Below are 12023 nucleotides of genomic sequence, written 5' to 3'. Positions count from 1 at the left end.
CCATGTTTGGTTCCAACGACGACAAGAAGACGCCGGCCGAGTCGGCCGAGAAGAAATCCCTGTTCGGCTGGTTCCGCCGCAAGTCCCAGGACGCGGCATCGGCGCAGCCTGAGCCCACCCCTGAAGCCGCACCGGCTGTCGAAACCGCCGAGGTTCCGACACCCGCTCTGGCGCCCGAGCCGGTGAGCGCCGCTCAGCCCGAGTCGGTTGCGCCCGCGCCCATCATCCCCGAGCCTGTTGCACCTGCACCTGCACCTGCACCTGCACCTGCACCTGCACCTGCACCTGCACCGGAAGTGGTCGCCCCCGCCGAGCCGACAGTGCCCGTCGAACCGGTTGCGCCGGTCGAGCCCGTCGTGGCCCAGGCCGAGCAGCCCGTTGCAGAGGTCCCCGCCGTGGCGCCCTCGCCGGCGCCGGTTGCCGTGCCGGTGGAACCGCTGCCCGAGGTGGCGGCGGTCGTTCCGGCTGCCGAGGCTCAGCCCGTGGCCGAGGCCGTCCCCGAGGCGGTTGCACCGGTGGCCGCCGAGCCGGCCCGCGCCGGCTTCTTCGCCCGTCTCAAGCAGGGCCTGTCGAAGACCAGCGCCAGCATCGGCGAGGGCATGGCCAGCCTGTTCCTCGGGCGCAAGGCCATCGATGACGACCTGCTGGACGAGATCGAGACCCGCCTGCTGACCGCCGACGTCGGCGTCGAGGCCACTACCGCCATCGTCCAGAGCCTGACCCAGAAGGTCGCGCGCAAGCAGCTGGCCGACGCCGATGCGCTGTACAAGGCGCTGCAGGACGAGCTGGCCAGCCTGCTCAAGCCCGTCGAGCAGAAGCTGGTGATCGACAGCGCCAAGCGTCCCTACGTGATCCTCGTGGTCGGCGTGAACGGCGTCGGCAAGACCACCACCATCGGCAAGCTGGCCAAGAAGCTGCAGCTGGAGGGCAAGAAGGTCATGCTCGCCGCCGGTGACACCTTCCGCGCCGCCGCAGTCGAGCAGCTGCAGGTATGGGGCGAACGCAACAACATCGCCGTGATCGCCCAGCACACCGGTGCCGACTCCGCCTCGGTGATCTTCGACGCCGTGCAGGCCGCCAAGGCCCGTGGTGTGGATGTGCTGATCGCCGACACCGCGGGGCGCCTGCACACCAAGGACAACCTCATGGAGGAGCTGAAGAAGGTGCGCCGCGTGATCGGCAAGCTGGACGAGACCGCTCCCCACGAAGTGCTGCTGGTGCTGGACGCCGGCACCGGCCAGAACGCCATCAACCAGGCCAAGCAGTTCCACCAGGCGGTGAGCCTGTCGGGCCTGGCGCTGACCAAGCTGGACGGCACCGCCAAGGGCGGCGTGATCTTCGCCCTGGCCAAGCAATTCGCCCTGCCGATCCGCTACATCGGCGTCGGCGAGGGCATCGACGACCTGCGCGACTTCGAGGCCGAGGCCTTCGTCCGCGCCCTGTTCGCCGAGCAGGAGCGCGCATGATCCGCTTCGAGCAGGTCGGCAAGCGCTATCCCAATGGCCATGTCGGCCTGCATGAACTGAGTTTCCGTGTCCGCCGGGGCGAGTTCCTCTTCGTCACCGGCCATTCCGGCGCCGGCAAGAGCACCCTGTTGCGGCTGCTGCTGGCCATGGAGCGTCCCACCACCGGCAAGCTGCTGCTGGCCGGGCAGGACCTTTCCACCATCACCAATTCCCAGATCCCCTTCCTGCGCCGGCAGATCGGCGTGGTGTTCCAGAACCACCAGCTGCTGTTCGATCGCACCGTGTTCGACAACGTGGCGCTGCCGCTGCAGATCCACGGCCTGTCCAAGCTGGAGATCGCCAAGCGCGTGGGCATCGCCCTGGAGCGCGTCTCCCTGTCGGACAAGGCCGAGCTGTTCCCGGCCGACCTGTCCACCGGGCAGCAGCAGCGCGTGGGCATCGCCCGCGCCGTGGTGCATCGCCCGGCCCTGCTGCTGGCGGACGAACCCACCGGCAACCTGGACCCGCGCCTGGCTGCCGAGATCATGGGCGTTTTCGAGGACATCAACCGCTTGGGTACCACGGTTCTGATCGCCAGCCACGACCTGGCGCTGATCGCCCGCATGCGTCATCGCATGCTGACCTTGCAACGCGGCCGCCTGATCGGCGATGGGGAGGCTGGCTGATGAGCGCATCCCGCATGCCACCGCCCAAGCCCGCCGAGCGCGTGGGCGCCACGGCCCGTCCCGAGGAGTCGCAGAAAGGCGGCGATGACGGCCCGGATTTCCGCACCCTGCTGGCGGCCTGGCTGGAAAGCCACCGCGCCAGCCTGATGGACAGCCTGCGCCGCCTGGGCCGGCAGCCCATCGGCAGCTTCTTCACCAGCCTGGTGATGGCCATTGCCCTGAGCCTGCCCATGGGGCTGTCGCTGTTGCTCAACAACGTCGAGCGCCTGGGTGGTTCCTGGCAACGCGCGGCGCAGATTTCCCTGTTCCTGCAGATGGACGCCAGCGAGGCTGACGGCCGCAAGCTGCGCGACGAGATCGCCGGCATGCCCGACGTGGCCGAAGCCGAGTGGATCAGCCGCGAACAGGCGCTGGAAGAGTTCCAGCAGCAGACCGGGCTGGGGCAGGCACTCAAGGAGCTGCCGGAGAACCCCTTGCCCGGCGTGATCCTGGTCACGCCCAAGGAAGTCGACAAGACCACCCTGGAAGCGTTGCGCCAACGCCTGGCCGAACTGCCCCGTGTGGAGCAGGCCCAGCTCGACCTGGTGTGGGTCGAGCGCCTGAGCGCCATTCTCAAGCTGGGCGAGCGTTTCATCTTCGGCCTGACCGTGCTGCTGGTGCTGGCGCTGTTGCTGGTGATCGGCAATACCATCCGCCTGCACATCGAGAACCGTCGGATCGAAATCGAAGTGATCAAGCTGGTAGGTGGAACCGACAGCTACGTGCGGCGTCCCTTCCTTTATATGGGCGCGCTGTATGGCGTGGGTGCAGGCCTGCTGGCCTGGCTGGTGCTGGCCTACGGGCTGGACTGGCTGAATGACGCCGTGGTGCGCCTGGCCGGCCTGTACGGCAGTGACTTCGCCCTTGCCGGCGTGCCGCTGGGCGACGGATTGTCGCTGCTGCTCGGCGCCATCCTGCTGGGCTACATCGGCGCCTGGCTGGCGGTGGCGCGCCACCTCAGCGAGCTGGCGCCGCGCTAGCAGAACCGCTCCGGGACGGGGCGGAAACGAGGGGTGTAACGAAACTTTTACGCCCCCTTGCAGTCATAAAGGCCAGTGCTACACTGCGCGAGCTTAGTGAATCGGAGGATTCGCATGACCACTTCCCTGCAACCTGTCTATGCCCTGGCCCCCGGTGCGAACCTGGATGCCTACGTGCATGCGGTCAACGGCATCCCGCTGCTGACGGTCGAACAGGAGCGCGAACTGGCCGAACGCCTCTTCTACCAACAGGATCTGGAAGCGGCGCGGCAAATGGTGTTGGCGCACCTGCGCTTCGTTGTACACATCGCCAAGAGTTATTCCGGCTACGGCCTGGCCCAGGCCGACCTGATCCAGGAAGGCAACGTCGGCCTGATGAAGGCCGTGAAGCGCTTCAATCCCGAAATGGGCGTGCGCCTGGTGTCCTTCGCGGTGCACTGGATCAAGGCCGAGATCCACGAGTTCATTCTGCGCAACTGGCGCATCGTCAAGGTCGCCACCACCAAGGCGCAGCGCAAGCTGTTCTTCAACCTGCGCAGCCAGAAGAAGCGCCTGTCCTGGCTGAACAACGAAGAAGTCCATGCCGTGGCCCAGAGCCTGGGCGTGGAGCCCCATGAAGTACGCGAGATGGAAAGCCGACTGACCGGCCATGACATGGCCTTCGACCCGGCGGCGGATGCCGACGACGACGCGGCCTACCAGTCCCCCGCGCATTACCTGGAAGACCACCGCTACGACCCGGCGCGCCAGTTGGAGGAAGCGGACTGGAGTGATAGCTCCACCGCCAGCCTGCATGAAGCGCTGGAAGGTCTGGACGAGCGCAGTCGCGACATCCTCTACCAGCGCTGGCTGGCCGAGGAGAAGGCCACGCTGCACGACCTGGCCGCCAAGTACAACGTCTCCGCCGAGCGAATTCGCCAGTTGGAGAAGAACGCGATGAACAAGCTCAAGGGCTTCATCCAGGCCTGAGCCGTCGCATGATCGAAAGCCGCCCCAACGGGCGGCTTTTTTCTGCCCGGAGAAATCGACCATGGCGATGCCGTCCCTTCGTCCCGCCCACGGCGTGTTGTTTGCGCTGACAGCCGTGCTGTTCTTCGGCCTGGCGATGTGGATGCAGCGCGGCAGTGGGCCCGCCGCGCCCCTGGCGTGCCTGGAAACCTGGCAAGCGCCGCTGCTGGAGCCCATGGCCGAAGGCACGCTGACCCTGGCGGCGCTGGACGGCCAGGCGCCGGGCGAGCTCTGGCTGCGCAACGCCGGCGAGGGCCCGCAACTGCTGTTCCGCAGCGAAGGGGAAGGCGAGGATGCCTGCAACCTGGAAGGTGAGCTAGCCCTGGACGATGCCGAGCGTGCGAGCCTGCTCAAGGCCCTGGGCGGCCAGTCCCCGGACGGCGAGCAGCCTCTGAGCCGGCAGATGCTCGACCAACTGGGGCAGCACCGCTTGTCGGCCCTGGACGTGCGCCCCCAGCAATTGCCGGACGCGGAGCGGCTGGTGGCCAGCGTCGGCCAGCCCCGCCTGCGGCTCCAGTTGGGGGTGGGAGAAGCCTGGGTCTACCCGGTGGAAGGCCTGACCGCCCAGGTGGTGGATGGCCAGGTGCACCGCATCCGCGTGGTGCCCCGCGCCACCCTCAAACAGTGATCAGAACGGCACGGCCGGCTTGAGCTGCTCCAGGTAGTGGCTGCCGCCCAGTTGGTGCATCTGCTGGCGAATCCAGCCGGCGCGACGGGCGACGTAGCTGCTTGGGTGTCCGGCACTCCATTCCCTGGGGTTGGGTAGCACGGCGGCCAGCAGGCTGGCCTGACGCCGAGACAGGTAGGGCGCGCCGATGCCGAAGTGATGACGGGCGGCGGCTTCGGCGCCGAACACGCCATCACCCCATTCCACACTGTTGAGGTAGACCTCGAGGATGCGCTGCTTCGGCCAGAGCGTCTCGATCAGCACCGTGAACCAGGCTTCCAGCCCCTTGCGCAGCCAACTGCGGCCGGACCAGAGGAACAGGTTCTTCGCCACCTGCTGGCTCAGGGTGCTGGCCCCGCGCAGGGAGCCGCCGCGCTCGTTGTGTGCCAGGGCGGCGCGGATTGCTGCCAGATCGAAGCCCCAGTGCTCAGCGAACTTCTGATCCTCGGCGGCGATCACCGCCACCTTAAGGTCGTCGGGCAGTTCCTTCCAGGGGCGCCAGGTGCGCTGCAGATCGATGGGCTCGCCATCGATCCACGACTCCACCTTGCGCTCCACCATGATCATGCTGCCGGGTGGCGGCACCCAGCGGAACAGCAGCACCAGCAGGACGGAACCGGCGGCGAACCAGATCAGCAGCTTGAACAGGCGACGACTCAGGGATCGGATCATGCGTGGCTTGGCCTGGGCGGGTTGGCGCGCCATTATAGCGGCCGCTCTCATCCTGTCTGGAGTGCCCAATGGCCCGGTTTTTCCTGCTGCTCGCCGCCTTCACCGGCTTCACCGGCGTCGCCCTCGGCGCCTTCGCTGCCCACGGCCTCAAGGCCCGGCTGAGCCCGGAGCACCTGGCGGTGTTCCAGACCGGCACCCACTACCAGTTGATCCACGCCCTGGCGCTGTTCGGCGTCGCCCTGCTCAGCCTCCACGCACCGGGGCGCCTGGTGAACGCGGCCGGCGCCTGCTTCGCCCTCGGCATCCTGCTGTTCTCCGGCAGCCTCTACCTGCTCACCCTCAGCGGCATCGGCAAGCTGGGCATCATCACCCCCTTCGGTGGCGTGTCCTTCCTGGCCGGCTGGCTGTGCCTGGGGCTCGCCGCGTGGCGCCTCAGCGGGCGCTGAGGCAGGCCTGACCCTGGCGTCAAAAAGCAGGACGAATGGCGTTATTCAGCCTTGGTCATCCCGGAGGTTCGGGGCTAGAATGCGGGCCCCCCAATGTTGTGACCGTCCCGTCATGCGCATCCAGTTGAACGGCGAATCCCACGAACTGCCCGACGGCGTGACCGTCGCGGACCTGATCGTCCGACTCGACCTGGCTGGCCGCCGTGTCGCGGTCGAGCTCAACCTCGACATCGTGCCGCGCAGCCAGCATGCCGCCACCGTCCTGCGCGATGGTGACCAGGTGGAAGTGGTACACGCCATCGGAGGCGGCTAGCCGCCCGCAAGGAGTCCACATGAGTCAGAAGCCGATCGACAAGCCATTCACCCTGGCAGGTCGGACCTATGAGTCGCGCCTGCTGGTCGGCACCGGCAAGTACAAGGACCTCGACGAAACCCGTCTGGCCATCGAAGCCTCCGGCGCCGAGATCGTCACCGTGGCGGTGCGTCGCACCAACATCGGCCAGAACCCCGGCGAGCCCAACCTGCTCGACGTGATCCCGCCCAGCCGCTACACCATCCTGCCGAACACCGCTGGCTGCTACGACGCCTCCGAGGCCGTGCGCACCTGCCGCCTGGCCCGTGAGCTGCTCGACGGTCACAACCTGGTGAAGCTGGAAGTCCTGGCCGACCAGAAGACCCTGTTCCCCAACGTCATCGAGACCCTCAAGGCCGCCGAAGTGCTGGTCAAGGAAGGCTTTGACGTGATGGTGTACACCAGCGACGACCCCATCGTCGCCCGCCAACTGGCCGAGATCGGTTGCATCGCCATCATGCCGCTGGCCGGCCTGATCGGTTCCGGCCTCGGCATCTGCAACCCCTACAACCTGCGGATCATCCTCGAGGAGACCCGCGTGCCCGTGCTGGTCGACGCCGGTGTCGGCACCGCCTCCGACGCCACCATCGCCATGGAGATGGGCTGCGACGCGGTGCTGATGAACAGCGCCATCGCCCACGCCCAGGACCCGGTGATGATGGGCGAGGCCATGAAGCACGCCATCGTCGCCGGCCGCCTGGCCTACCTGGCCGGCCGCATGCCCCGCAAGCTTTACGCCAGCGCCTCCTCGCCGCTGGATGGTCTGATTCGCTGAGAACCTCCATGACTGAACAGCTGGATTCGCCGAACGAGAACGGCGAAGTACGCCACCGCACCATCAAGAGCTTCGTGATGCGCGCCGGCCGCATGACCGACGGCCAGCAGCGCGGGCTCGATCAGGGCCTGCCGCGCTTCGGCCTGGAACTGGCCGACGGCCTGCAGGACTTCGACGCGGTGTTCGGACGCCGCGCGCCGCGCACCTTCGAGATCGGCTTCGGCATGGGGCACTCGACCCTGGAAATGGCCGCCGCCTCGCGGGACGAGGACTTCATCGGCGTCGAGGTGCACCGCCCCGGCGTCGGCGCGCTGCTCAACGGCATGCTGACCCAGAACCTCGACAACATCCGCGTCTACACCTGCGATGCCCTCGAAGTCCTGCGGGACTGCGTCGCCGACGCCAGCCTCGACCGCGTCCTGCTGTTCTTCCCGGACCCGTGGCACAAGGCCCGCCATCACAAGCGCCGTATCGTCCAGCCCAGCTTCGCCGAACTGGTGCGCAGCAAGCTCAAGGTCGGCGGCGTGCTGCACATGGCCACCGACTGGGAACACTACGCCGAGCACATGCTCGAGGTGATGAACGCCGCCCCGGGCTACCGCAACCTCGCCGAGGACGGCCGCTACGTGCCGCGCCCCGAAGAGCGCCCGGTGACCAAGTTCGAACGTCGTGGCGAGCGCCTCGGCCACGGTGTCTGGGACCTGAAGTTCCAGCGCATCGACTGATACACCGCAGTACCCGCCCCGTGCCCTGGCAGCACGGGGCATCCAGGAGCGACTCCATACACAGACCGGGACCACCCGGCCGCCAGGACGGCACCCCTCACCTGATCCGACACTGAACAGGCCCCGCCGGCGGTGGCACAAGAACAAGAGCGACGCCATTCGTGAGCGCCGCGAGGAGAAGGTTGTGTTGAGAAAGTTAGCGATTCTGCTGCTGGCGTGCTGCGCCCTGCAGGCCCAGGCCAAGGTCGATGCCGACCAGGCCGCGCGTTTGGGAGGGGACCTGACGCCGCTGGGCGGCCAGCGCGCCGGTAACGCCGAGGGCTCCATTCCTGCCTGGGACGGCGGCCTGTCCACCCCGCCCGCCAGCTATCAGCCGGGCATGCACCACCCCGATCCCTACGCTGGCGAGTCGCCCAGCTACGTGATCACGGCCCGCAATGCCAGCCAGTACGCCGCGCAACTGCCGGCCGGCCTGAAGGCGCTGGTGGAAACCTACCCCGACTATTCCATCCGGGTCTTCCCGACCCACCGCAGCGCAGCCGCGCCCCAGCGCATCTACGACGCGACCCGCTTCAACGCCCTCAATGGCGAGCTGATCGCCGGCGGCAACGGCGTGCGGGGCGTGGCGGCGGGTATCCCGTTCCCGATTCCGGCCAGCGGGCAGGAGGTGATCTGGAACCACATCCTGCGCTACCGAGGTGACCAGATTCATTTCGTCACCAACCAGGCGGCGGTGCTGGCCAACGGCAGCTACAACCTGCTGAAGCTGGATCGCAACATCTACTTCGTCTATGGCCGCGACGGCGTGACTCCGAAGGACCTGGAAAACACCATCTTCTATTACAAGTACGCAGTGATAGCCCCGGCCAAGCTCGCGGGCTCGGCGCTGGTGGTGCAGGAAACCCTCGACCAGGTGCTGTCCATCCGCAAGGCCTGGCGCTTCAACCGGGGCGAGCGTCGCGTCCGCCGCCTGCCGATGCTGGCCTACGACACCCTGCAGCCGGACACCAACGGCATGGCCACCGCCGACGTGGTGGACTCCTACAACGGTGCTCCGGAACGCTACGACTGGACGCTGGTGGGCAAGCAGGAAATGCTCGTGCCGTACAACAGCTACGCCGTGCATCAGAAGGGCATCCCCTACGATCGGATTCTCAAGACCAAGTTCGTCAACCCGGACCTGCTGCGCTACGAGCTGCACCGCGTCTGGATCGTCGAAGCCTCGCTGCGCAAGGGGTTCACCCACCCCTATGCCAAGCGCCGCTTCTACATCGACGAGGACAGTTGGCAGATCCTCGCGGTGGACCTGTACGGCAAGGACGGAAAACTGACCGGCCTGCAGGAAAGCCACCCGATCAGCTACTACGATGTCCCCATGTTCGGCAGCACCCTGGAGACCATCTACGACTTCGCCGGCTCGCGTTATTTCGCCGATGGCCTGGACAACAACGAACCGATGTATGACTTCAAGGCATCCCTCGGCCCGCGTGACTTCACGCCCCAGGCCCTGCGCCGCGAAGGCAACTGATATTCCGGCCTGCCTGGCCACGCTCCAACCGCCCTTCGGGGCGGTTTTTTATTGCCGCTGATTCCTGTGGCGAAAGGCTGCCGACTTCGTTCGGTGCTGTGAGAAGGGATGCACCCTGCCTGACAGGCAGGGTATGGACTCAGCTCCGATCAGCCAGGACGCCGATCAGAAAGAACACCAGGAGCAGGACGGGGGCCAGGGTGTAGTTGTTGAAGTAGCCCAGGCCCTTGGCCAGCCAGGGCGTGAGGAAGATCATCGCCAGCCCATAGCCCAGCGCGCAGAGCGTGACGAACAGCAGGGTGCGGAAGAGGAAGTTGAGTCCGCCGATGCGCTGCTGGATCCAGGCGTTGATGCCCGGGCCAAGCAGCACCAGCAGGGTGGCCATGATGGCCAGGGAGATGTCGTAGAGGTGGCCACGGCTCCAGCGTGAGAGGGTGGCTATCAGGTCCAGGATCAGGTCCATCGATCGTCCTTAGCCCCTCAGGGCAGGAAGCGTTGCAGCAGGTCGTTGAGAAAAAGCTGGCCCTTGGGCGTAGCCGCCAGGCGCGCGGGGTCGGCCTGGAGCAGGCCCTGGGCCTCGGCTTCGCGGCGTGAGGCTGCCAGGTCGGCCAGGGGCAGCCCGGTGCGCTGGGGGTAGAGCCCGGCGGGGACGCCGTCGGTGAGGCGCAGGGCGTTCATCAGGAACTCGAAGGGCAGCTCGCCGGCGTCCAGCTCCCGTGCGCCGGCCTGGAAGGTCTTGGCCGGGTCGAGGTAGTCCTTGGGCAGGCGGGTCTTCCAGGTGCGCTGGATGCGGCCCTCGGGGCTGCTCAACTTGGCGTGGGCGCCAGCGCCGATGCCGAGGAAGTCGCCGAAGGTCCAGTAGTTGAAGTTGTGCCGGGCCTGGTGCCCCGTGCGGGCGTAGGCGGACACTTCGTACTGGGCGTAGCCGGCCTCGGCCAGGAGGGCCTGGCCGGCTTCCTGGATGTCCCACAGCAGGTCGTCTTCCGGCAACTGGGGCGGCTGGGACCAGAACACCGTGTTCGGCTCCATGGTCAGCTGGTACCAGGAGAGGTGGGTCGGCCCTTGGGCGATGGCAGTGCGCAGGTCGTACAGGGCGTCGTCCAGGCTCTGCTCCGGCAGGCCGTGCATCAGGTCCAGGTTGAAGTTGTCGAAGCCGGCGTTGCGCGCCATGTCGGCGGCACGGATCGCCTCGCTGCCGTCGTGGATGCGTCCCAGGGCCTTGAGCTTGTCGCCCTGGAAGCTCTGCACGCCGATGGACAGGCGGTTGATGCCGAGCTGGCGGTAGGCGGAGAACTTGGCCTGCTCGAAGGTGCCCGGGTTGGCTTCCAGGGTGATCTCGATGTCAGGGGCGAAGGACACCCGGCGCTCGATGCCCTCCAGCAGCCGGCCCAGGGCTGCGGCGCTGAACAGGCTGGGGGTGCCGCCGCCGAAGAAGATCGAGGTCAGCGGGCGGCCGTGGACGTGGACGAGGTCCTGTTCCAGGTCCGCCAGCACGGCGTCGACGTACTCCGTCTCGGGCAACTCCGGGCCGGCGGCGTGGGAGTTGAAGTCGCAGTACGGGCATTTGCGCACGCACCAGGGGATGTGCACGTAGGCCGCCAGGGGCGGCAGCTGGAAGCCCTGGGGCAGGTGCTCCGGTGCGTCGGATGTGGCGTGCGACGCGGGGCTTCCGGCGTCTGGCTTCATATCCCCAACCGCTGCTTGAGCAGGGCCATGGCGCGGGCGCGGTGGCTCAGGCGGTTCTTGTCCGCCGGGGCCAGTTCGGCGGCGGAGGCGTTGCATTCGGCGACCCAGAACAGCGGGTCGTAGCCGAAGCCGTGCTCGCCGCGCGCCTCGAAGAGGATGCTGCCGCGCCAGAGGCCCTCGCAGAGGATCGGCAGCGGGTCGTCGGCGTGGCGCATCAGCGCCAGGGAGCAGATGAACTGCGCACCACGGCCGGCTTCCGGTACGTCCTTCAGGGCGTCCAGCAGCTTGGCGTTGTTGGCAGCATCGCCTTGGCCACCGGCGTAGCGCGCGGAGTAGATGCCGGGGGCGCCGCCGAGGAAGTCCACCGCCAGGCCGGAGTCGTCCGCCAGGGCCGGCAGGCCCGAGACGCGCGCGGCGTTGCGGGCCTTGAGGATGGCGTTCTCGACGAAGGTCAGGCCGGTCTCTTCGGGCTCGATGTCGCTGAACTCGCTGATGGAGCGCACGCGCACGCTGTCACCCAGCATGGCCTGGAGTTCCTTGAGCTTGCCGGCGTTGTGACTGGCCAGCACCAGTTCCTTGAAGGGCATCATTCGTCTGGGAAGAATTCCTGGTCGAAAGTGAAGGTGTGCGGGGCGCCATCGCCCTGCTGCACCGTGAGGGTGAACTTGAGCATCTCGCGCTGGGTGAAGGGGAACTGCGCCAGGTAGTAGATGGCGCCCCCTTCGCTGACCTGGCGGAAGGTCAGGGGTGTGGCCTTGCCGAGCAGGTCCTTGACCTGGCCGCTGACCTGGGCGGTGCTGGGCTTGCCGGTCTTGAGCACGGCGATGTTCACCACGCCCTGGGTCTTGCTGCGCACCAGGCCGGCTGCGGCGGCGATGTCCGGCTGCAGGAAGCCGGAGTTGAAGGCGCTGTAGTGCACGTCGAGCTCGCCGAAGGTCTGTTTGCGCTCCGCGAGGGCGGGCAGGGACAGGCAAAGGGCGAAGAGGCAGAAGATGAGGCGACGCATGGTGGAGG

The 12023-nt window shown here is 67.3% G+C and carries 15 protein-coding genes; 10 read left to right on the top strand and 5 right to left on the bottom strand.

What is annotated here, in order from left to right; translation table 11 throughout:
* Positions 1–2 precede the first annotated feature (2 nt).
* The 5 genes from ftsY to A9G05_RS01070 all read left to right on the top strand — a co-directional run bounded on the left by ftsY (position 3) and on the right by A9G05_RS01070 (position 4786).
* The gene (gene ftsY, locus A9G05_RS01090) at positions 3–1466 is read left to right on the top strand and encodes a signal recognition particle-docking protein FtsY (protein WP_069559213.1); all 1464 of its coding nucleotides are present in this window, start codon (positions 3–5) and stop codon (positions 1464–1466) included.
* Complete coding sequence (gene ftsE / locus A9G05_RS01085) at positions 1463–2131, top strand: cell division ATP-binding protein FtsE (RefSeq protein ID WP_069559212.1); 669 nt, start codon at positions 1463–1465, stop codon at positions 2129–2131. Before ftsY ends, ftsE begins: the two co-directional genes overlap by 4 nt.
* Positions 2131–3150, top strand: coding sequence for a permease-like cell division protein FtsX (ftsX, locus tag A9G05_RS01080; protein ID WP_069559211.1), 1020 nt, complete (start codon positions 2131–2133; stop codon positions 3148–3150). The genes ftsE and ftsX overlap by 1 nt, the downstream gene beginning before the upstream one ends.
* 114 nt (positions 3151–3264) lie before the next feature.
* Positions 3265–4119 carry an RNA polymerase sigma factor RpoH gene (gene rpoH, locus A9G05_RS01075; RefSeq protein WP_069559210.1) on the top strand — a complete coding sequence of 285 codons (855 nt, stop codon included), beginning with the start codon at positions 3265–3267 and terminating at the stop codon, positions 4117–4119.
* A 61-nt stretch (positions 4120–4180) separates the two neighbouring features.
* Positions 4181–4786 carry a hypothetical protein gene (locus tag A9G05_RS01070; RefSeq protein WP_083272477.1) on the top strand — a complete coding sequence of 202 codons (606 nt, stop codon included), beginning with the start codon at positions 4181–4183 and terminating at the stop codon, positions 4784–4786.
* On the opposite strand, the gene mtgA is transcribed toward A9G05_RS01070, so the two are convergent.
* Positions 4787–5530 carry a monofunctional biosynthetic peptidoglycan transglycosylase gene (gene mtgA / locus A9G05_RS01065; protein WP_371850544.1) on the bottom strand — a complete coding sequence of 248 codons (744 nt, stop codon included), beginning with the start codon at positions 5528–5530 and terminating at the stop codon, positions 4787–4789.
* A 35-nt stretch (positions 5531–5565) separates the two neighbouring features.
* On the opposite strand from mtgA, the gene A9G05_RS01060 reads away from it, so the two are divergent.
* The 5 genes from A9G05_RS01060 to A9G05_RS01040 all read left to right on the top strand — a co-directional run bounded on the left by A9G05_RS01060 (position 5566) and on the right by A9G05_RS01040 (position 9323).
* Positions 5566–5943: a DUF423 domain-containing protein gene (locus A9G05_RS01060; protein ID WP_069559209.1), complete on the top strand. Its 378-nt coding sequence runs from the start codon at positions 5566–5568 to the stop codon at positions 5941–5943.
* 112 nt (positions 5944–6055) lie between these two features.
* Complete coding sequence (gene thiS, locus A9G05_RS01055) at positions 6056–6256, top strand: sulfur carrier protein ThiS (RefSeq protein ID WP_069559208.1); 201 nt, start codon at positions 6056–6058, stop codon at positions 6254–6256.
* 19 nt (positions 6257–6275) lie between these two features.
* The gene (locus A9G05_RS01050) at positions 6276–7070 is read left to right on the top strand and encodes a thiazole synthase (protein ID WP_069559207.1); all 795 of its coding nucleotides are present in this window, start codon (positions 6276–6278) and stop codon (positions 7068–7070) included.
* 8 nt (positions 7071–7078) lie between these two features.
* Entirely contained in the window at positions 7079–7795 is a 717-nt protein-coding gene (trmB, locus tag A9G05_RS01045; RefSeq protein WP_044403615.1) for a tRNA (guanosine(46)-N7)-methyltransferase TrmB, read from the top strand.
* Positions 7796–7979: 184 nt separating this feature from the next.
* Complete coding sequence (locus tag A9G05_RS01040) at positions 7980–9323, top strand: DUF1329 domain-containing protein (protein ID WP_069559206.1); 1344 nt, start codon at positions 7980–7982, stop codon at positions 9321–9323.
* Between the two features lie 139 nt (positions 9324–9462).
* Here the strand turns inward: A9G05_RS01040 and A9G05_RS01035 are convergent, their stop codons facing one another.
* Genes A9G05_RS01035 through A9G05_RS01020 form a run of 4 tightly spaced genes read right to left on the bottom strand, consistent with a single transcriptional unit; the run spans position 9463 to position 12015 of the window.
* The gene (locus tag A9G05_RS01035) at positions 9463–9786 is read right to left on the bottom strand and encodes a DUF3392 domain-containing protein (protein WP_069559205.1); all 324 of its coding nucleotides are present in this window, start codon (positions 9784–9786) and stop codon (positions 9463–9465) included.
* A gap of 17 nt (positions 9787–9803) precedes the next feature.
* A complete protein-coding gene (hemW, locus tag A9G05_RS01030) occupies positions 9804–11009 on the bottom strand; it encodes a radical SAM family heme chaperone HemW (protein WP_083272476.1) in 1206 nt (401 codons plus the stop codon).
* Positions 11006–11599, bottom strand: a complete 594-nt coding sequence (rdgB, locus tag A9G05_RS01025; RefSeq protein WP_069559204.1) for an RdgB/HAM1 family non-canonical purine NTP pyrophosphatase — start codon at positions 11597–11599, stop codon at positions 11006–11008. The genes hemW and rdgB overlap by 4 nt, the downstream gene beginning before the upstream one ends.
* Positions 11596–12015, bottom strand: coding sequence for a DUF4426 domain-containing protein (locus A9G05_RS01020; protein WP_069559203.1), 420 nt, complete (start codon positions 12013–12015; stop codon positions 11596–11598). Before A9G05_RS01020 ends, rdgB begins: the two co-directional genes overlap by 4 nt.
* Between the last annotated feature and the right edge of the window lie 8 nt (positions 12016–12023).

Origin of the sequence: Pseudomonas sp. ENNP23 (assembly GCF_001728945.1) — a bacterium.
GTDB classification, from domain to species: domain Bacteria; phylum Pseudomonadota; class Gammaproteobacteria; order Pseudomonadales; family Pseudomonadaceae; genus Metapseudomonas; species Metapseudomonas otitidis.
This window is presented reverse-complemented; position numbering and strand designations above follow the sequence as displayed.

Bases quoted from the DNA above. Each gene is read 5' to 3' on its own strand.
- A9G05_RS01060 (WP_069559209.1), top strand. From the start codon at position 5,566: ATGGCCCGGTTTTTCCTGCTGCTCGCCGCCTTCACCGGCTTCACCGGC.
- mtgA (WP_371850544.1), bottom strand. From the start codon at position 5,530: ATGGCGCGCCAACCCGCCCAGGCCAAGCCACGCATGATCCGATCCCTG.
- thiS (WP_069559208.1), top strand. From the start codon at position 6,056: ATGCGCATCCAGTTGAACGGCGAATCCCACGAACTGCCCGACGGCGTG.
- ftsX (WP_069559211.1), top strand. From the start codon at position 2,131: ATGAGCGCATCCCGCATGCCACCGCCCAAGCCCGCCGAGCGCGTGGGC.
- A9G05_RS01050 (WP_069559207.1), top strand. From the start codon at position 6,276: ATGAGTCAGAAGCCGATCGACAAGCCATTCACCCTGGCAGGTCGGACC.
- ftsE (WP_069559212.1), top strand. From the start codon at position 1,463: ATGATCCGCTTCGAGCAGGTCGGCAAGCGCTATCCCAATGGCCATGTC.
- rdgB (WP_069559204.1), bottom strand. From the start codon at position 11,599: ATGATGCCCTTCAAGGAACTGGTGCTGGCCAGTCACAACGCCGGCAAG.
- A9G05_RS01035 (WP_069559205.1), bottom strand. From the start codon at position 9,786: ATGGACCTGATCCTGGACCTGATAGCCACCCTCTCACGCTGGAGCCGT.
- rpoH (WP_069559210.1), top strand. From the start codon at position 3,265: ATGACCACTTCCCTGCAACCTGTCTATGCCCTGGCCCCCGGTGCGAAC.
- ftsY (WP_069559213.1), top strand. From the start codon at position 3: ATGTTTGGTTCCAACGACGACAAGAAGACGCCGGCCGAGTCGGCCGAG.
- hemW (WP_083272476.1), bottom strand. From the start codon at position 11,009: ATGAAGCCAGACGCCGGAAGCCCCGCGTCGCACGCCACATCCGACGCA.
- trmB (WP_044403615.1), top strand. From the start codon at position 7,079: ATGACTGAACAGCTGGATTCGCCGAACGAGAACGGCGAAGTACGCCAC.
- A9G05_RS01070 (WP_083272477.1), top strand. From the start codon at position 4,181: ATGGCGATGCCGTCCCTTCGTCCCGCCCACGGCGTGTTGTTTGCGCTG.
- A9G05_RS01020 (WP_069559203.1), bottom strand. From the start codon at position 12,015: ATGCGTCGCCTCATCTTCTGCCTCTTCGCCCTTTGCCTGTCCCTGCCC.